Below are 19,184 nucleotides of genomic sequence, written 5' to 3' on the forward strand. Positions count from 1 at the left end.
TGCCGGGGGCGGTGGCGCGGCGGTGAACGCCACCGGAGCGTGGGTTGGGAGCGCTCCCATATCTGGGGAGCGTAGCGGGATGGTGTCGACGAACGGAACCGCCGTGCGCTCGAATTTTTTTCGAGGTGGAACCATTCGGCGTGTGAACGGGGCGATTTGACGGCCGATAGCGCCACTTGGGCGCGAGATGCTTCTGTTTGGCTGCTCTTCGACGCGATCCGTGCTCAGGCCACAGCTGCTCACGCCCCGGGGTTCGGCAGGCAGCGTCCACCCCATGCAGCCAGTGTCGTCGACCGCCGCCGCAGTATGCTGCTGAGGTGGGAGTGGTGCGGGGGCGAGGCAGTCAGGGTGCGCCGTTCGACGCGTGGTTCGACGCATGGCGGACGGTTCCCCGGGCGGCGCAGCCGGTGCTGCGGGAGCTGGTGATCCGCGGCCCGCAGTCGCGCACGGCACTCGCCCGCAGGCTTGGCCTGTCGCCCGGGAGCCTCACCCGGCTGGCAAAGCCGCTTGTGGAAACCGGGCTGGTGGTGGAACGTGCCGTTGCCCACGACCCGGTCCACGGCCGGCCCACCCGCCCCCTGGAAGTCGTGGCCGAGGGACTGCACTTCCTGGGCTTCAAGATCACGTCCGACAGTGTGTACGCAGTCCTCACCGACCTGCGAGCCCGTGTGGTGGCGCAGCAGAGCGCCCCCCTGATGGACTTCTCCCCGGCCACCGTGGTCGCACGAATCGGCGAGCTGGCGGACACCCTCGTCGCCACCCGCGGCAGGCCGCCGGTGGCCGCTGGCCTCGCCCTGGGCGGTGACGGCCACGCACCGACGCCGGTCGGTGAGAGTGAACTGCTCGACTCGGGACTCCTGGGATGGGAGCAGGTGCCGTTGCGGCGCCTGGCGAGCGAGCGCCTCGGGATCTCCTGTGTGCTGGAGAACGACGTCACCGCGCTCGCCCACCTGCAGTGGTTCGGCAACGCCGGCGACACCCCCGACTGCGCACTGCTCAGCATCGGCGACGGCGTCGGGTACGCCCTGACCATCCACGGCCGACCTGTGCGGATCACCGAGGCGGACATCGGCCTGTTCGGCCACCAACGCCTGGCGCAGGACGGACCGCTGTGCCCCGCCGGGCACCGCGGCTGCGCGGTCTCCTACATCACCACACGCGCGGTGGTCATGGCGGCGGCACAGGGCCTGGGACGCTTCCCCGCCTACGAGGAGGTTCTCGACCTAGCGGCCACCGGAGACCCCGTCTGTTCCCAGGCCGTACGGCAAGCGGCATGGGCCCTTGGCGTACTGATCGCCAACATCTCCGCCAACACCATGGTCAAGTCCGTGACACTCGCCGGGGAGTCCGCAGGCATCGCCGACGCGGCCCGAGCGGACCTGGAAAGTGGCATCACCGCCCGACGCGGGAGCCCGGAGGGCATCACCATCACCGTCATGCGGCACGACTTCCACGAATGGGCCCGCGGCGCAGCCGTGGTCGCCATCCGCGAGCACGTCTCAGCCCTCTGACCACCCGGACAACGGCTTGGGGGACCGTTGTCGGCCGCGGTCTCCGCCGAGGCGGCGGAGGCACTGCTTGCCCGCCCCATCCCGGCCCTCGGCTTCGCGGTGAGGGGCATGCTCCCGGAAGGGATCGTCGCGCGTGATGGTTCAGGATGCCCGAATCGGGCCGGATCGCGCTGGTCGACGCATATGTGGGTGTGTACTTCCGTGTGACCGCTGTCGTGGGCGCGGTTTGGTCGGGTGTGGTCATACGGTGCGGATGACCAGGGCGGGTTTGGTGTCCTGGACGTCGGTGAGGCGGTGGATGGCGTCGGGGCCGGAGGTCCAGAGGATCGCGCCGTGGATGGTGGCCATGACGGTGACGGTGGCGTCCACGATGTCGGCGGTTCCGCCTTGCCGCGGTCCTGCGTCGGCGATGATCTGGCGGGCCTCGGCGGGGATGTCGCCGGGGGTGAAGACGACGGTGCCCTCGACGGTGTTGCCGCGTTCGCCGGTGACCAGGCCGGTGATGGCCGGGTTGGTGGTGTGGTTCCGGGTCAGGGTCTGGTCGCCGGTGCGGTTGCCGTTCTGGTTGTTGGCGTGCGCCCACTGGCCCGCGGTGTTGAGGAAGACGTTGCGGGTGGCGGTGAGGTAGCGGGAGCCCTCGTCGAAGTACAGGCCGAGTTGCCCGCTGTTCTCGCAGAGGTTCTCCTCGATGGTGCTGTGCGGTATCGCGGAGAGCGTGTAGACGCAGCCGGCGTCGAAGAGCGTGTGCACGACGTCTCTGATGTGGTTGCCGACCACACGGACGTCGGTCAGGGTGGTGGGCGTGTCGTAGACCGGCTGGAAGTCGTAGAGCCCGCGGTTGAGGTACTCGGGGCTGCCGCCCGGGTCGTTGGCGCCCCAGCCGTATCCGATGCCGATGCCCGTGTAGGGCATGTCGGACACCTCGTTGTGCGCGATGGTCAGGCGCGTGACGTAGCTGGCGAAGATCCCGTCCTGGTCGAGGTACTCGAGCGCCGTGGAGAAGACGCGGTTGTCGCTGATCAGGATGTCGCTGTTGGTCATCCGCCCGTCGGAGGGATGGTGGGCGTCGGGGCGCACCCCGCCGACCACGATGCCGCCGCCGGCGCTGGCCGTGAACGTGTTGCCGATGACGGAGACGTTCCGCGCCCCCAGGCCGACGCCGGTGGCGTGCGCGTTGGCGTCGTTGCCGATGCCGAGGCCGACCGAGCCGAGGTTCACGAACGTGTTGCCCTCGAAGGTGATGCGGTTGGCCGCCGACACCTGCACGGCGGCGGGGGCTTGGGCCCAGTTGTTGCGGGCTCCCTCGAAGCCCCGGCATCCGACCGCGCAGGAGGTGAACGCGTCGGCGGGCCGGTGCTCCTGGACTCCGGTGATGAACGCGCCGGTCTGCTGGTTGGCGTATCCGTCGGGCGAGCTGGGGTGCAGCCAGGTGGTACCGGTGAAGGTCAGTCCCTCGAAGGAGAGGTCGTGGGCGGGCTCGTCGTAGGTGCCGCCGACCTCGACCAGGGTCTCCAGCCGCGGCAGTTCGACCCGCGCGCTCGCCAGGTCCTGCCCTTCGAGCGGCTTGTAGTACAGCGTCCCGGCCGCGGTGTCCAGGTACCACTCGCCCGGCTCGTCGAGGAACGCCCTGGAGTTCAGCAGCCAGAACGTCGGCGTGCGGAACGGCGACTGGATCGTGTCGTATCCGTAGGTGTTGTTGTCCCAGGCCGGCTGCCGCATGACGACCGTGGAGCCGGAGATGCTGTCCACCGGCGCGAAGCGGTTGGTGAACGACAGCATCGCCTGGAGCTCGATACGCCGCTGGTCGGGCAGCTCGGCCAGGTAGTCGAGGTCCGGGTTGTTCAGGGCGAAGCCGGTGGCGTTGAGCCTGATGTCCGACGGGGACAGGCTCGTGCGGGCGCGCTGGGCGAGAGCGCCGTCGACGTAGAGCTGCCGGGTGTCGAAGCCGGTGCCGACGTCCGCCCGGTAGACCCCGGTCGTGGGGTCGTCGAGTTCCCAGCCGGTCACCGGCTCGGCGCCGGTCAGGACGGGGCTCGCTCCCGGGGCGGCCCGCCAGGCCACGGTGTGGCCGTCGCGGCCGGAGTCGGCGGCGTCGAACCGCAGCGGCTCGCTGAGCCGGTAGGCCCCGTCCAGGAGGATGACGGTGACGTCGGCGTCGGCCCGGGCGGCGAGCTCCCGCGCCCGGCGCTGCGCCTCCGCCAGGGTCGCGAGGGGCTTCCCCATGGTGCCCGGGCCGCCGTCGTCGGCCATCTCGGCGCCGGCGGGCGCGACGACCAGCGTGTGGTGGGGGGCCGCGGCGTGCGCTTGGGGGGCGGGCACGGCGGTGATGACTCCGGTGGCCAGGGCCGCGGCGGCTGCCGCGAGGGAGGTTCGCAGGCGTGATGAGAGCAGTGGGGACACGCTTACGTCCTTTCGTCGAGGAGGGGCGTCACGAGGAGATCGGAGTGGAACGGGGGCGCGGCAGGTGGTTGGCGGGAGGCGGCGGGGACGCCGGATGGCGTCGCTCGTTCCCGGCCACCGGGAGCAGTCGGCGTCCGGCCTGCTCCGGCCTGACGTGCGGGCCGCCTGGTGCGGTGGTGTGTGGTCGGCGGGACGTGGTGATCGCTTCCGCGTCGACCCGGAGGCCGAGCCCCGGTGTGTCGCCGAGGACGAAGGCGCCGTCCTCGACGCGCAGGTCGACCGAGAGGCCCGTCGGGGGGCGCAGGTCCTGTAGTTCGCTGACGATGTGGTTGGGCACGGCCGTCGCGGCGTGCAGCAGTCCGACGGGGGTGGTGCCGACGGGGCTGACCGGGAGGTCGTGGGCGTGGGCCAGGGCGGCGACCCGCAGGAAGTGGGTCACCCCGTGGACCGCCGCGGTCTGCACGATGTCGAGCGCGCCCGCCGCGAGCAGCGGACGGTACTGCTCCAGGCCCGTGAGATTCTCCCCACTGGCGACCGCGGCCCGGACACCGCGTTGGACGACGGCCAGGCCTTCGGCGTCCCAGCGCCGAACGGGCTCCTCGACCCAGGTGAGGTCCAGGGTGCGTTCGAGTTCGGCGACGTGACGGACGGCCTGCTTGCGAGCCCAGGACTCGTTCGCGTCGAGCATCAGGCTGGGCCGCATGCCGCGCCCGGCCTCGGTCAGCACCTGTTCGACCAGGGTCAGCCGGCGCCGGTCCCGGTCGACGTCGAGGCCGCCCTTGAGCTTGGCCGCCTGGATGCCGTGCGCCGCGTACTCCTGGTAGACGGCCACGAGTTCGTCGTCGTTCAGCTCGATGTCGAGACCGGAGGCGTAGGCGGGCACTCTCCGGTCGCGTCCGCCGAGGAGCCGCCACAGGGGTTCGCCGGCCGCCCGCGCCTTGATGTCCCACAGGGCGGTGTCGAGCGCGCCGATGGTCCCGAACCGGGCCCCCGAGTGCCCGGCCTTGAAGGTCTCGCGCAGCATGCGGTCGTAGAGCGCGGTCACGGCGCGCGGGTCCTCGCCCTCGATGGCGGCGAAGAGGACGTCCACCTCGACGTGCGATCCCAGGCCGACGCCGGTGATGCCCTCGTCCGTGTCCACGAGGACGATCGGGACGGGGACGACCCCGTCGGCGAAGACTCCGTTGGCGTCACCGACGGGACGGCCCCACTCCTGGACCGTCGTCAGGGTGCGGTACCCGGTGATCCGCATGTCATCCCTTCGTGGAGCCGGCGGTGACGCCGTCGGCTATCTGGCGCTGGAAGAACACGTAGAGCACGAGGACGGGGAGCGCGGCGACGAGTACTCCGGAGGCGAAGACGGGGATGTCGTCGGAGTACTGGCCGCGGAGCGCCGTCACGCCGACCATGAGGGTGCGGTCGTCCGCGGACGGCATCATCAGCAGGGCGATCAGCACGTCGTTCCAGCAGAACAGGGTGTTGAGAATGCCGACCGACAGCAGGGCCGGGCGGCCCAGCGGCAGCATGACGCGCCGGTAGACGCCGTAGGGCGTGTTGCCGTCGATCCTGGCCGCGTCCACGATCTCGCCGGGAACACCGGTGTAGTAACTGGTCATCAGGAAGATCGTGAAGGGGAGGAACTGGGCGACGTAGGCGAGGACCAGCCCGGCGTGGGTGTCCAGGAGCCGGCCGTCCGCCATGATCCGGGCGAGGGGGACCATGATGACCTGGAAGGGGACGAACAACGCCGCGAGGCAGCCGAGGAAGATCGCCCGCGAGCCCCGGAACCGCAGGTGGCTCAGCGCGAAGCCGGCCATCGAGCCGATCAGCAGGAGCAGCGCGACGGCGGAGGTCACCACGATGAGGGAGTTGACGACGTACCGTTCCATTCCGACGTTCGCCCACGCCGTGGTGACGTTCTCCAGGTTCGGGGAGCGTGCCGGGGAGAACCGGTCGAGGACGTAGTCGTGCCGGGTCTTCATGGCGACGTTCGTGGTGAACAGCAGGGGATAGATCGTCGCCAGGGCGAGCACGCCCATGGGGACGGCCACCAGCCACCTGCTGACGCGCCGCCCCGGCATCAGCTCTCCCTCCCCGTGCGGCGGAGCAGCGCGATCTGCGCGAGTCCGACGACGAGCATGATGACGAAGAGAACGGTCGACGCGGCCGAGGCGAGCGCCGGGCGGTTCATCTGGCCCTGCTGAATCCAGATGTAGTACTCCGGCAGGTAGGTGGAACCCTCGGGACCGCCGCTCGTCATCACGTACAGCAGGCCGAACATGGACGTCAGCATCCCGATCATCGTGGTGACGACGACGAACTGGATGGTGCGGGACAGGCCCGGGACGATCACGTGCCGGATCACCCGGGGCAGTGACGCGCCGTCGACGCGGGCGGCGTCCAGGAGTGAGGGGTCCAGGGTGGAGAAGCCGGCCAGGAAGACCACCAGCGCCATACCGAAGGTCGCCCACACGTGCACGCCGACGACGGTGAACATGGCGACGTCCGGATCGCCGAGCCAGTCGACCGGGCCGATTCCGAGGTACCCGAGGCCGGAGTTGAGCGGGCCGTCGAAGGCCAGCAGGAGATTGAAGATCGCACCGACGATCACCGGGGAGAGCACGGCCGGGAAGAAGTAGACGCCGCGATAGAACCGGTGCCCGGGCACGCGCAGGTGGATGAAGGTCGCCAGCAGGCCGGGGATCGCGACCGCCACCGGCAACAACAGCACCAGCAGCCCGACGTTCTCCAGCGCGGTGCGGAAGACCGGGTCCTTCAGCAGCTCCGTGTAGTTGTCCAGGCCGACCGCCTGTCCGTCGCGCTCGCCGTCGCCGGTGAAGGAGTAGTTGACGCCGAGGAGCAGCGGGTACAGCCGGAGCACCAGGATGATCAGGACGGCCGGGGCGATCAGGACGTAGGGCGCCAGCCGTTCGGCACGGCGGCCGCCCCCGCGTGGGCGAACCGACGGCGGGGAACTTCCGAGTGACACGGGGTCAGCTCGCCCGGTCGGAGTCGGCCAGCTGTCGCAGCGCGTCCTCGACGCCCACCGACCCGCTGAGGAGCTGCTGGGAGAGCCGCCCCATCAGGTCCAGTGTCCGGGCTGACAACGCGACGTGCAGCGCGGGTCTGCCGGTCTCGATCCCCGGCGTGATCGCGGCCAGGGCGGGCCCACCACCGGAGACGTCGACCGTGGTGTCGGCGACGATCGCGCCGGCGTCGGCCTGGAACGTGGCCAGCGCCTCGGTGGAGGTCAGCGACCGGACCAGGTCGGCGGCCAGGTCCGGGTGCTCGGTTCCCGCCGCGACCGCGTACCCGATGCCGCCGTCGTAGGGCAGGCTGGGCCGCGCACCGTCCGTCACGACGGGGGCGGGCATCACGCCGACGTCGTCCTCGCCGAGGAACTCGCCGAAGTCCTCCCAGTGGCCGATGTCCGACATCAGCCCGACGATGTGCGCGGCCCCGCCCGACTCGAAGAGCGCGAGGGAGTCGTTGAACAGCGCGGTGGAGTTGACCCCGTCGTTGTTCAGGCCGGCGTCGTCGACCTCCTGCCAGAGCTCGAAGATCCGCCGCACGTGGGGAGAGGTCCAGTCGCGGTTCCCCGCGATCCAGTCGTCGTACTCCTGCGGCGTGAGGACGGCCGACCCCAGTCCCGAGAGGAAGAACTGGATGCCGTAGCCCTCCTTGTTCCCCAGGGACAAGCAGGCGGCCTCCGTCTCCTCGGCGATCGTCCGGCAGTCGTCGAGGAAGTCCGCCCACGTGGTGGCCGGGTTGTCGGGGTCGAGTCCGGCCTCCTCGTAGAGGGCCCTGTTGTAGTAGATCGGGTGTCCCTGGAGGGTCACCGGGGCCGCGTAGACGGTGCCGTCCCTGGAGAACGCCTCCCAGCCCGCCAGCCGCCGCATGTCCTCGGTGACGTGGTCGTCCAGGGGCAGCAGGTCGTCGGCGCGGTCGCGTAACTGGCCGCCGCCGTTGAACAGCATCACGTCGGGGCCCTCGCCCGTGCGCATGGCCGTGCCGAGCAGCGTGTAGTACTGGTCGAACGGCTGCGCCACGAACTCCACGGTCACGTCCGGGTGCCGCTCGGCGAAGTCGGCCCGCGCCGCCTCGACGTACCCGGCAGTCGTCTCGTCACCGGACTTCCAGTCCCAGACGACCAGCGTGTCGTCCCCCGAACCGGACGAGGAGCCGGACCCCGCGCTGCCGCAACCGGTCAGAGCCAGAGCACCCGCCAACGCGGTCGCCCACAGTGTTCGCCGCTTCATCGTCGCTCACTCTCCGGAGGGCGCCGGGGCCGCCCGTCCGTTGGTCCAGATCGCGGAACGTAATTCGTGTGATGTATTGCGTCAAGAGGTGACGCGTATACTTGCCTCGCGATTCGTGCGCCGCCTGATCGCGGCCCACGGGAGGGACTATGACGGCATCACAGGAAGCCACGTCGGGCGCCGCGGTGCCACCGGCCTGGGTGCGACGACCGGCGAACCTCGCGAGGGCGCTCACCGCGGAGCTGGTGGGGCGCATCGTCCGCGGGGTCTATCCGTCGGGCACGGCCCTGCCGGCCGAGCCGGGGCTCTGTGAGGCGTTCGGGGTCAGCCGGACGGTCGTCCGCGAGGCGGTGAAGCTGCTTCAGGAGAAGGGCCTGGTCCAGGTCCGGCAGGGCGCGGGCACCATGGTGACCCCGCCGACGCGGTGGAACATGCTCGACGAGCTGGTGCTGGGGGCCAGCATCGAGGAGGACGAGAGCCTGGGGATCCTCGACGACCTCGTGGTCACGCGGCGCCTGCTGGAGTCCGACATGGCCAACCTCGCTGCCCAACTCGCCACGGACGACGTCGTCGACCGCTTGCGCACGCTCGTCGACGAGATGGACCGGCTCGTGGACGACCGCGTGACGTACGAGGAGCACGACCGCGCCTTCCACGACACGATCATGCGGGCCTCCCAGAACCGCATCGCCCGTGCCGTGGTGCGTTCGCTGGAGGGGCAGGCCATCAACACCGCCCGGTACGTGGGCAAGACCGAGCGTGCCCTGTGTGTCGCGTCCAATCAGGGCCATCGCCGCGTCTACGAGCGCGTCGCCGCCCACGACCCGAGCGGCGCCGCCGAGGCGATGTTCAACCACATCACCGAGGCGTGGCTCGTCCGGCGTGGTGGGACGGGCGACCCCGTGCGTCTGCGGCGGCCCTAGCCGACGTCGACGTCGCCCGGTCCCGCCGCGGAGGCGGGACCGGGCACTGCCGAACACCTGGTACGCCTGAGCCATCGGCGGGACTACCCCAGCCCCGCCTCCCACCTGGTGCCGTTCGCGGTGGCGCCGGCCGGGAGGCGATCGCGGGCGGCGGTGTCGCCGTAGAGGCTCCAACGGAACCAGTCCAGGAAGGTGTTCTCGGTCTGGGGGTAGGTCCGGAAGCCCGGAACCAGGTAGGAGCCGTGGTCCGCCCCGACGTGGGTGAGGAACGCCTTGGGAGCGGGGAGTTCCTCGTAGGCGCGGCGTGCCGAGTTGTAGTCGCAGGTGGGGTCCCGGTCGCCGTGGATGAAGAGCACGTTGGCCGTGACCTGGCCGGTCGGGTTTCCCATGTCCACGCAGGCGATGGGCACGGCCGCGGCGATGCGGTCGTCCGGCCACGCGGTGACCAGGCCGTGGGTGGTCATGCCGCCCATGGAGTGGCCGGAGACGCCGACGCCGGCCCCGGTGTCGATGTGCCCGGCGAGCGGGTCGCCCGAGGCTCCGTTCAGCGCGAGGGTCCGGGTGATGACCTCCGACACGTCCCTCGACCATTCGCCGCGGTAGACGCTCCCGATGTTGGTGTTGTCGGAGAAGGAGGGAGCGGGGCAGACGAAGCCGGCGGCGGCCAGGCCATGGGTCTGGGAGGAGTAGCAGTCGGAGTTGCAGCCCATGCCGTGGCTGAACTCGACGACGGGGAACACGCCGGCCGCGACGGGGGCGTTGGGGACGGGCGCGCCGCCGGGGGTGCCGGTGGCCGGGTAGAAGACCTTGGTGAACAGCGAGCGACCGCCGCGGGCCCAGCGGTACTCCCGGACGCCGATGGCGTAGGTCGCGGTGGGCGCCGGGCTGGCAGCGGGGGCGGGGTGCGCGTGCACCGGCGCGGCGCCGAGCACGGCGGCGCTCATGCCGATCGCTCCGGCCGCGCCGAGTCCCAGGAGCGTGCGTCGTCGCATCGTCATGGGTGACTCCTTGAGTGTGGGGGATGGTGGTGGGGAGGTACGAGGGACGGCCGGGTGGCCCCGGTTCCGTGTGAGGCGTCAGCAGCCGTCGGTGGTGTTGGTGGCCAGGCCCAGGCGCCAGGGGAGTTGGGAGTAGTCGCCGCCGGCTGAGGGGTCCATGCCCTGGTAGAGGAGCCGGAGGTCGCAGGGATCGATCGCCATGGTCTGGTCGTGGGTGCTGCGGACCAGTTCGCCGTGGCTGATGTCCCGGGTCCAGGCGCCGCCGGCGTCGAAGGTGACGTTGTTGGCGCGGGCGAAGGGGTTGTCCTGGGTGGCGGCGAGGGGCGTCCACTGGCCGGTCAGGCCCTCGGCGGTGAAGGAGCGGTACCAGCGCCGCCCGTCGGAGCCGATGGCCTCCCAGATCAGCAGGTACGTGTCGCTGTCGCCGACGCGGTAGACGGCGCCGCCCTCGAAGAGGTTGTTCGCGCTGTCCTCCAGGACGATCCGGGTGTTGCCGAAACCGGCCGGGAAGTCGGCCACGGTCGTCTCGGAGCGGTAGACGTGGCCGTTGTCGTCGGCGGAGAACAGGTAGCACATGGTGTCGTCGCAGATGACGAAGAAGTCGAGCCAGTGGCCGTTGCCGATGTTCTGCCGCACCACGTCGGGGACGCTGTCCATGAAGTTCCGCGGCGCCGACCAGCTGGTGGGGTCGTCGGGGTCGGTGGTGGTGGAGAACGAGGGCAGGCCGGTCTGGTAGACGAGGTACCACTCGCCACGGGGGGCGAAGTAGAAGGCGTGGGGCGCCGCGCGGTAGCCGGGTCCGATGGCGGAGCTCGCTTCCAGGTCGGTCTGCGGGGAGGTGGCGGCCTGGGACCAGTCGGTGAAGCTGGTGTGGGCCAGCCCCCAGTCGCCCCTGGTGTCGACCCTGGTGAAGAAGACGTGCCAGGTTCCGTCCTCGTCCTGGACGACGGACGGGTCCTTGACCGCGACGGAGCCGATGTTCGGCGCGGGGGAGATCAGCGGCCCGCTCGAGGACCACTGGAAGCTGTCGGGTAACCGCTGCTCGGCCGGGGCGCCGGCGGCGGCCCCGTCCGCCTGCTCACCAGAAGCGGGTGCGGCGACCAGCGCGATGACCAGGCCGAGCAGGAGGACGACGGCCGCGTGGAGGGGCCGGGAACGGGAACGGCGTGCAGGTGAAGGCATGGGGGGACTCCGTGCGGCTCGGCCGGTGGGTTCACCCACGAGAACGTCGCCCGTCCATGGCGTCCGGCACGGTGGCGTGTGGGGGACCTCACCGGGACAAACGGATGGTGCGCGTACCGTCCTGCCAGGTCCGTGCGGGCACGGACCCGTGCGGCCAGACCGAACGTCCGTCACGTCGAACGCCGACTGGCTCTCCGGACATCTCGGATGATAGCCGGGGCGAGACGTTAGTCAACATACGTAATATGACTTCTCCGCAGCGCCCCGATCGGCGGTGGGTGGCAAGGCAAGGCGTCGGATGCCGGCCCGCCGGGTCTGTCACACGTGGCCTTTCAGCGCGCTGGCGGCGCGTCCGGGGTGCGGTGTGCCGCGCGGAGGGCCCGGGGGAGGCGCCCAGGTCCCGGCGGGAGGCCTTGTTGAACGCCTGGAGGTCGGGGGTTCCGGGTGGACGCGCGCATCAGGTGGTGGGGGCGCGCCAGGCGTCGCTGCCGGATGTAGGCGATGACGGTGCCGCCGGTGGTGGCGCGGAAGAGGCGGGTGAGGTGGTTGTGGGAGATGCCCGCGGCCCGCGCGATGTCGGGGGTGGTGAGGGGGTCGGCCAGGTGGGCCTCGATGTGGGCGATGGCCGTGTTCACGGCCGAATGTGGGGCGTTCGGACGGCCCTGCTCCGGTGGGGCGAGGCTGGCGACGCGCCACAGCGCGGTCCAGATCTCGGCGGCGGCACGGCTGGGAGTGCTCGGCCAGGCGGCGACGGCCTGTCGCATCAGCGTGGACAGCGTGGGCAGTTCGGGACCGGTGTCCTGCATGACGGGGACGGTGTGGGGCTCGCCGGTGGTGGGGAGGCACAGGTGGGCGTACAGGTGCTCGGAGCAGCCCCGGTAGTGGTAGCGGCAGGTCGTGGCGGGCGGGATGAGGCTGACGCGGCCCGGGCGGATGCCGTGCGGTGTGCCGGCCCCGGTGAGGTCGCGGAGCGCGCACGCCGGTGCCCGAGACCGCGTGACGCGCCTGGCGTTCCGGCGGACAGCCACTAGGAAGGTCGAAGATGCGGGGCCGAGGCGGCGTCCGTCCTTCGGAACGCCTCTGTGGGGTATTCGTGGGGCGGCGGGCGTCAAGAGCCAGAAACTGCCTGGTCAGGGGCTTGTGGCAGAGAGACTGTAAATCTGCCGGCTCAGCCTACCCAGGTTCGAACCCAGGCGCCGCCACCTCAGCGATTCGGCCTCTGACCTGCGGAAACGCGGGCAGGGGTCGTTCTTCTTCAGCTAGCGCTTCGCTGGGCGGATTGCGCCTTCCGGCTCGTTCCGTCTCACCCGATCTCGCTGCTGACCAGCGCGTGTGGGGTATGTGTGGACAGAAATGTGGCGGCCGACCGCTCGGTCTCAGGCCGGGAGACGGGCGGCGATCTTGCGTTCCCGGCGTCGTCGGTGTCCTTGACGAACTTCGTGTAGACCCGGAGCAACACGGTGACCCTGTGGCCGGCGCGCTTGGCGGGCGGTCCCCGGGGCCACGCCGGCGCTGATCCAGGCGGAGACGAAGAGGTGCCGTGAACCCGCCAGCTTCCTGACCACCGACTGGTGCTGATCCGCGCGCTGCCGCCGCCGGCATGCACGCCCTGTGGCCCTGCAACCTCTGGCCCCGCTCGACAGTCTGACCACCGGTGATCACTGCCTGATCGCATTCGAGTATCCGGAGACACGCTGATGAGCAGACGAACGGTCCGCGCGGTGGTGGCCATCGCCGCCGCGACGACCGCGGGCGGGCTGCTGCCCGCCCTTCTGGCCGGGCCCGCACAGGCCGCGCCGGCCCGGTACGCCGACGACTTCAACGGTGACGGCTACCGCGACTACGCCGCGTTCGCCCCCGGTCTGTCGGCCGGGGGCGGAGTACAGGTCACCTACGGAACCGCGTCCGGCCCGGGGACGCGACGGCAGGTGATCGACCAGAACAGCCCGGGCGTGCCGGACACGAACGAGACGGACGACATGTTCGGTTCGGTCCGGACCTCCGCCGACTTCAACGGGGACGGCTACGCCGACCTCGTCGCCGCGGCGCCCGGGGAGGACGTCTCCGGCCGCACGGACCAGGGCTCGGTGACCGTCCTGTGGGGCAGCGCGAGCGGCCTGTCCGGCGGGACCGCCATCCCCAACAGGAACCCCAACGCCTACGACGGCCTTGGCTCCGACCTCGCGGCGGGGGACTTCAGTGGGGACGGCAAACCCGACCTCGCCGTCATCGACGGCGGCGACGCGTATGTCTTCCGGGGCGACATCACCCCGTCCGGGGTGTCCGGCGCCGTCAGCCGCCTGGCACGGACGGACCGGTGGTTGGACGCCACCCGGCTCATCGCCGGCGACGTGAACGGCGACGCCGCCACCGACCTCGTCGTCGTCGGCCTGCACTCGACCACGGAGGAGACGGCCGCCGAGGCGTGGTTCGTGCGGGGCGGAGCCACCCTGTGGTCGGGGCCGACCCTCTTCCTGTCGGATATCCATCACGGGCGCGACGCGGACGGCGTCATCGCCGACTTCAACGGTGACGGTTACGGCGACGTCGCCATCGGCGATCCCACATACCAAGACGAGCGCGGCCGGGTCACCGTCTGGAACGGCGGCGACACCTGGCCCGGGTCCTCCATCCGGCTGTCCCAGTCGACGCCGAACATCGCCGGTGAACCGAACGTCTTCGACTGCTTCGGGCAGGAGGTGTCAGCGGGGGACGTCAACCGCGACGGCTACGCCGACCTCGCGATCAGCGTTTACGGCGAGGACATCGGCGGCCAGGAACAGTCCGGCGCGGTCCAGGTGTTGCGCGGCGGCCCCTCGGGCCTGACCGGCACCGGCTCCCGCACGATCGACCGCCGCACCGCGGGCGTGCCCGGCGACCCGGCTCCCTACGACTCCTTCGGCGCCCGCGTCCGGCTGCGCGACACCAACCGCGACGGCTACGCCGACCTCCTCGCCGACAGCTCCATCCATCCTGCGGTGCGCCTGCCTGGAAGCGCGAGCGGCATCACCACCACCGGCCTGACCCAACTGTCGGACCGGTACATCATCGACGGCATCCTCCAGTAGCACCCCGCCGGGCCCACAAGCCACCGCATTGATCGGCCCCTGCTCACCGGCAAGGGCCGATCGTATGGCGCCGCAGATGAGTTCGGAAGGCCGGTGGGCGACTTCGGACGGCGGTCCGGGGTTCGAATCCACCACCCTGAGGGTCTGTAAAACGAACGTTTGACAGACCCGCCTGTCGGTCATCGAGGCGAGGTCCCCCGGAGCCGCCGGAGGGTGAAAACCAGGTTCAGGCGTCGTAGAGGGCCAGGAAGGTCAGGGTGCAGGGAGTGAGAGCGGCTGTCAGTGTGAGGAGGGTGGCCAGGACCAGGCGCCTCTTGAGGTGGTGGTAGCGGGCTGTGTACTCGTCCTGCAGGCTGTGGCAGCGGTCGGCGACGGCGGTCAGCATGCGGTGGGAGAGCGAGATCCGGTCGTGTGCGTAGTGTTCGATGACCTGTTCGCGCTGAGCGGTGGTCAGCCAGGGCAGCCCCTCGGCGAAGGCTTCGGCTTCCCGGCGGGCGTTGGAGAGCTCGGTCTGCCACAGCAGGAAGCCCTCGAGCTGGGCCAGGCCCGTGGCGGCCTCCTGTGCACTCACCGGCGGTTGCCCGGCCCCGGGCTGCCCGGGCCGGGGGCCTCCCCGCCGGTGTCCACCACGTCCCGGCCCCCGGAGTGCGTGGCCAGGTCGAGTTGGGCGAGCTCCGGGTGGTGGAGGTCGAAGGCCGGCGACTCGGACCGGACGCGGGGGATGGAGGTGAAGTTGTGACGGGGCGGGGGGCAGGAGGTCGCCCACTCCAGGGAGCGGCCGTATCCCCAGGGGTCATCCCCGTGGACGGGCTCCCCATACTTCCAGGTCTTCCACACGTTGTAGAAGAACGGCAGCGTGGACATGCCCAGCAGGAAGGCGCCGATGGTGGAGATGGTGTTGAGGGTGGTATAGCCGTCGGCGGCCAGGTAGTCGGCGTATCGCCGGGCCATGCCTTCGGCGCCGAGCCAGTGGTGGACGAGGAACGTGCCGTGGAAGCCGATGAAGAGGGTCCAGAAGTGGACCTTTCCGAGGCGTTCGTCGAGCATCTTGCCGGTGAACTTCGGCCACCAGAAGTGGAAGCCGGCGAACATGGCGAACACGACGGTGCCGAAGACGACGTAGTGGAAGTGGGCGACCACGAAGTAGGAGTCGTGGACGGCGAAGTCCAGCGGCGGCGAGGCCAGCAGGACGCCGGTGAGTCCACCGAAGAGGAAGGTCACCAGGAAGCCGACGCACCACAGCATCGGGGTCTCGAAGCTCAGTGAGCCCTTCCACATGGTGCCGATCCAGTTGAAGAACTTGACCCCGGTAGGCACCGCGATGAGAAACGACAGCATCGAGAAGAACGGCAGCAGGACGCCGCCGGTGGTGAACATGTGGTGCGCCCAGACCGTCACCGACAGGCCGGTGATGGCGATGGTGGCGCCGACCAGGCCGATGTAGCCGAAGATCGGCTTGCGAGCGAACACGGGGATGATCTCGGTGATCACGCCGAAGAACGGCAGCGCGATGATGTAGACCTCGGGATGACCGAAGAACCAGAACAGGTGATACCACAGTAGTGTGCCCCCGTTCGCCGCGTCGAAGACGTGCGCGCCGAAGACCCGGTCCGCCTCCAGCGCGAACAGGGCCGCGGCCAGGACGGGAAAGGCGAGCAGCACCAGCACGCTGGTCAGGAGGATGTTCCAGGTGAAGATCGGCATGCGGAACATGGTCATGCCAGGGGCACGCATGCAGAGGATGGTGGTGATGAAGTTGACCGCGCCCAGGATGGTGCCGAATCCCGAGAACGCCAGGCCCATGATCCACATGTCGGCCCCGAGACCAGGCGAGCGTTCCTTGCTGTTGAGGGGCGCGACGGAGAACCACCCGAAGTCGGCCGCGCCGCTGGGCGTGACCAGGGACGCGATGACCAGCAGCCCGCCGAAGAGGTAGAGCCAGTAGGCGAGCATGTTGAGGCGGGGGAACGCCACATCCGGCGCCCCGATCTGCAGGGGCATGATCGCGTTGGCGAAGCCGGCGAACAGCGGGGTGGCGAACAGCAGCATCATGATCGTGCCGTGCATGGTGAACGCCTGGTTGTACTGCTCCTGCGTCAGCAACTGCAGCCCGGGCCTGGCCAGTTCCGCCCGGATGGCCAGCGCCAGCACTCCGCCGACGATGAAGAACGCGAAGGAGCTGATCAGGTAGAGCGAGCCGATCTTCTTGTGATCGGTCGTGGTCAGCCAGTCTACGACGACCTGCCCGGGCGTTCTGGGCCTGGGCATCGGTTCGGTGAACCGGGGAGGCAGTGTCTCGGTGACCATGGGCTTCTCGTCCTCTCGGCGATACGCCGCTGTTGTAACGCACGCGGGGAACAGAGCGACAATTTTGAACCCTTTGGTGGGCGTTTCGGGGGCTGTCCTGACTCCATCCCGCGATTCGCCCACGCCGGCACGGCGATGCCCGAGCAGCGCGCCCTGGCAGCAGAAAGGCTGGCAGCGGGGCGGAGGCTCACGTCTGCCGTGTCGAAGTCCCGTCTGCGGTCTGTTGGTGGGACAGCGGACCGGCGACGGCTTGGACGGTATCGCTCATGTGCTCGCGGCGGCCGGGATACCGGGCGAAGGCTCGTTCTTCAGGTGTGCGATGCCGTGCTCGACCCGGATACACCGAGGAATGCGCCTGGCGTTGACGCTCGTACATCTCCTCACACCAGTTCGGAGCGTTCCTCGCGGACTTGCGGTGGGGCGGTGTCACCACGTGGCCGCCCATCTGCGCCGCCGGACCCGGATCTCAGTACCGTCGATGATCCCGGTTTCCCCTGTCACGCCGAGGTGGTCGACGACCTCAGCCAGAGTCCGTCACCGCACTCCGACGGTGACACCGCCGCCTCGTTCGGCGAGCAGCGGGCGCACCTCGCCGATGGCCCGGGCGATGGTGGAGCGGACTACACCGGAACCCACACCAGTACGTCATGAGTGGCTCGATGGCGCAGATGCACGAGCGTGGCCTTCGTGACGTTCGCGCCACAGGGGGACCTGCCTCGGCGACGAGGTCGGTGATCACACCGGCCGACAGGCCCGCGATCCTCCGGTCACTGGCGATCGCTCCACGAGACCTGTTCCCCACCACACGAGATAATCGACTGTTGAGAGATCGACGTCTCACCGCCTACGTGCACGAGCTCGTTGACGCGCACTGCGGCATGAGCGTCTTGCCGCTCGGCGCGGCACCGTTGCGCTTCACCGCCCCAGGGCGTGACCGCGCGGCAGCGGCTCCACATCGGGTCGGCGCCCGGGGCGCATCCCGGCGTGCCGCTGACCAGGGCCGGGGCCCGCGCGGGCGGCGAGGGCGTCGGCGACGGCTCCCGCCGCGTACGCGTAGACGGCCTTGTGCAGCAGGTCGACCGCCAGTTCCGCGCGGGGCCAGGTCGGTGGCGGAGCGCCGACGCCTGTGGCGTTCTCCAGGATCTGGTCGTTGGTCAGCCGTACGACCGCGAACTGCGCCGATGCCCAGGGTCCGCGCAGTCCGGCGTGTGCCATCACCGACCGCAGGACGCCGAGCAGGGCGCCCTGGCCCAGGTGCATGGCCCGGTTCAGCGGCACGGGCTGACGGCCCGGACGCTCCGGCAGACCGGCCACCCGCTCCAGGGTCCGGGCTGGGACGTGGGAGTCGGGCCTGCCGCTCAGACGCTGCTCCGCCTTCTCACTCAGTGTCATCGCCAGGACGCCGGCCGTACCGGCGACCAGGCCTTGCCACGATGCTTGCCTCATCATGTCACCGCGAGTACCCGGAACACCGTGCCCCTACCGTGGCCGAGGCGGTGAGTCGTGCGGTGCGGTCCGGGTCAGACCGTCCCGTTCCCAAAGGTGGCCTCGGCCTGTCGGGCGCGCCACTCCTCCACGACTCCCTGCTGCCGCCTGGCCCGTTCGAGGAGGCCGTCGAGCAGTTCGGGACTCAGGCGTTCCTCGGCGGCGGCGAGCCGGCGGAGGGTCTGCCATCCGGCCGCCTTGCCCTCCACCGCCATCCGCAGCAGCTCCAGTTCCAGGACGGTGCTGAGCGGGGAGCGCCGAACGAGGCGGCCGTTGTTCTTCAGCCGCGCCACCTTCTCGGCCGTCCATCCCGCGTAGACCTTGTAGCGCCGCACCGGAACGTCCAGGCCCTTCATGATGGCCAGGAGACTGGTCCGGTCCTGGGCGATCTCGACGGCGACAGGGCCGAGAGCCCCGGCGAGCGTCGAGCCCTGGGTCGAGCGCACCAGGTGGCGGGCGCGCTCCACCCCAGCGGTCGCGCCCGCCAGATGGTCGTTGAGGTAGATGCCCAGCAGAGCCGTGTCGATGCCGTGGGTGCGTTGGGGCTGGGGCGTGTTGGAGCCCGGTCGGTCGTTCACCACATTCCCCTCTTCTCGTTCCCGGATGCCTCCGGGTATCCGCCTGGAGCATCTTCGAAACGAGCCCGCCGTCGACGCCGGGCCGGCTTCGCCCCGGTGGTGGGCCGGCCGCACCGCCACAGGCCGCCAGCCATCCGGTCCGCATCGCCGTGTCCAGCAGGTAGGTGGGGCGACCACGTCGTCGGGGGACGTAGACGAGGTCGACCGCCAGCAGCGTCACGGCCGTGCCCAGGGCGATCCGGCGTGCCTGGCACGGACCGGCGGGTGAGGGGGGTGTGCGGAGCAGGCCCCAACCGGTCGTGGCGAGCAGCCCGGCCGTCGTCCGTTGCAGCCACTCCTCGGGCTTGGGCCCGAAGACCCACTCGAAGCTCCGCAGGCGCAGGAGCGGCCAGCCGCCGCCCACCAGATTGAACAGCCCCTGGACCGGGCCACGTGCAGCGGGTTCATCGCTCTCCTCCCGGGGCGGGCGCGCG

Annotated in this window: 15 protein-coding genes; 3 read left to right on the plus strand and 12 right to left on the minus strand. The window is 70.4% G+C overall.

Features of this window, described 5'->3' with window-relative positions; genetic code table 11:
• Positions 1-326 precede the first annotated feature (326 nt).
• On the plus strand, positions 327-1,511 hold the full coding sequence (locus E1265_RS17040) for an ROK family transcriptional regulator (protein ID WP_207931098.1): 1,185 nt from the start codon (positions 327-329) through the stop codon (positions 1,509-1,511).
• A 240-nt stretch (positions 1,512-1,751) separates the two neighbouring features.
• On the opposite strand, the gene E1265_RS17045 is transcribed toward E1265_RS17040, so the two are convergent.
• From E1265_RS17045 to E1265_RS17065, 5 genes are read right to left on the minus strand one after another with little or no spacing between them, the layout of a single operon-like run.
• Entirely contained in the window at positions 1,752-3,911 is a 2,160-nt protein-coding gene (locus tag E1265_RS17045; protein ID WP_132931170.1) for a right-handed parallel beta-helix repeat-containing protein, read from the minus strand.
• A gap of 28 nt (positions 3,912-3,939) precedes the next feature.
• The gene (locus tag E1265_RS17050) at positions 3,940-5,163 is read right to left on the minus strand and encodes a mandelate racemase/muconate lactonizing enzyme family protein (RefSeq protein WP_132931171.1); all 1,224 of its coding nucleotides are present in this window, start codon (positions 5,161-5,163) and stop codon (positions 3,940-3,942) included.
• Position 5,164: 1 nt separating this feature from the next.
• The gene (locus tag E1265_RS17055; RefSeq protein WP_132931172.1) at positions 5,165-5,992 is read right to left on the minus strand and encodes a carbohydrate ABC transporter permease; all 828 of its coding nucleotides are present in this window, start codon (positions 5,990-5,992) and stop codon (positions 5,165-5,167) included.
• Positions 5,992-6,900, minus strand: coding sequence for a sugar ABC transporter permease (locus E1265_RS17060; RefSeq protein WP_132931173.1), 909 nt, complete (start codon positions 6,898-6,900; stop codon positions 5,992-5,994). Before E1265_RS17060 ends, E1265_RS17055 begins: the two co-directional genes overlap by 1 nt.
• A 4-nt stretch (positions 6,901-6,904) precedes the next feature.
• Positions 6,905-8,170 carry an extracellular solute-binding protein gene (locus tag E1265_RS17065; RefSeq protein ID WP_132931174.1) on the minus strand — a complete coding sequence of 422 codons (1,266 nt, stop codon included), beginning with the start codon at positions 8,168-8,170 and terminating at the stop codon, positions 6,905-6,907.
• A 149-nt stretch (positions 8,171-8,319) separates the two neighbouring features.
• On the opposite strand from E1265_RS17065, the gene E1265_RS17070 reads away from it, so the two are divergent.
• On the plus strand, positions 8,320-9,093 hold the full coding sequence (locus E1265_RS17070) for a FadR/GntR family transcriptional regulator (protein ID WP_132931175.1): 774 nt from the start codon (positions 8,320-8,322) through the stop codon (positions 9,091-9,093).
• An 83-nt stretch (positions 9,094-9,176) separates the two neighbouring features.
• On the opposite strand, the gene E1265_RS17075 is transcribed toward E1265_RS17070, so the two are convergent.
• The 3 genes from E1265_RS17075 to E1265_RS39160 all read right to left on the minus strand — a co-directional run bounded on the left by E1265_RS17075 (position 9,177) and on the right by E1265_RS39160 (position 12,301).
• A complete protein-coding gene (locus E1265_RS17075) occupies positions 9,177-10,091 on the minus strand; it encodes an alpha/beta hydrolase (protein WP_132931176.1) in 915 nt (304 codons plus the stop codon).
• A 78-nt stretch (positions 10,092-10,169) separates the two neighbouring features.
• Complete coding sequence (locus E1265_RS17080; protein ID WP_132931177.1) at positions 10,170-11,273, minus strand: non-reducing end alpha-L-arabinofuranosidase family hydrolase; 1,104 nt, start codon at positions 11,271-11,273, stop codon at positions 10,170-10,172.
• Between the two features lie 332 nt (positions 11,274-11,605).
• On the minus strand, positions 11,606-12,301 hold the full coding sequence (locus E1265_RS39160) for an AraC family transcriptional regulator (RefSeq protein WP_347877208.1): 696 nt from the start codon (positions 12,299-12,301) through the stop codon (positions 11,606-11,608).
• A 669-nt stretch (positions 12,302-12,970) separates the two neighbouring features.
• Between E1265_RS39160 and E1265_RS17090 the strand changes: the two genes are divergently transcribed.
• Positions 12,971-14,341: an FG-GAP and VCBS repeat-containing protein gene (locus E1265_RS17090; protein WP_132931178.1), complete on the plus strand. Its 1,371-nt coding sequence runs from the start codon at positions 12,971-12,973 to the stop codon at positions 14,339-14,341.
• 226 nt (positions 14,342-14,567) lie between these two features.
• On the opposite strand, the gene E1265_RS17095 is transcribed toward E1265_RS17090, so the two are convergent.
• The 4 genes from E1265_RS17095 to E1265_RS17115 all read right to left on the minus strand — a co-directional run bounded on the left by E1265_RS17095 (position 14,568) and on the right by E1265_RS17115 (position 18,711).
• On the minus strand, positions 14,568-14,912 hold the full coding sequence (locus tag E1265_RS17095; RefSeq protein ID WP_132931179.1) for a hypothetical protein: 345 nt from the start codon (positions 14,910-14,912) through the stop codon (positions 14,568-14,570).
• Complete coding sequence (gene ctaD, locus E1265_RS17100) at positions 14,909-16,648, minus strand: cytochrome c oxidase subunit I (RefSeq protein WP_132931180.1); 1,740 nt, start codon at positions 16,646-16,648, stop codon at positions 14,909-14,911. The genes E1265_RS17095 and ctaD overlap by 4 nt, the downstream gene beginning before the upstream one ends.
• A 915-nt stretch (positions 16,649-17,563) precedes the next feature.
• A complete protein-coding gene (locus E1265_RS17110; protein WP_132931181.1) occupies positions 17,564-18,097 on the minus strand; it encodes a hypothetical protein in 534 nt (177 codons plus the stop codon).
• Between the two features lie 71 nt (positions 18,098-18,168).
• The gene (locus E1265_RS17115) at positions 18,169-18,711 is read right to left on the minus strand and encodes a hypothetical protein (protein WP_243740872.1); all 543 of its coding nucleotides are present in this window, start codon (positions 18,709-18,711) and stop codon (positions 18,169-18,171) included.
• Positions 18,712-19,184 lie beyond the last annotated feature (473 nt).

It is taken from the genome of Streptomyces sp. 8K308 (assembly GCF_004348315.1).
Taxonomy (GTDB): domain Bacteria; phylum Actinomycetota; class Actinomycetes; order Streptomycetales; family Streptomycetaceae; genus Streptomyces.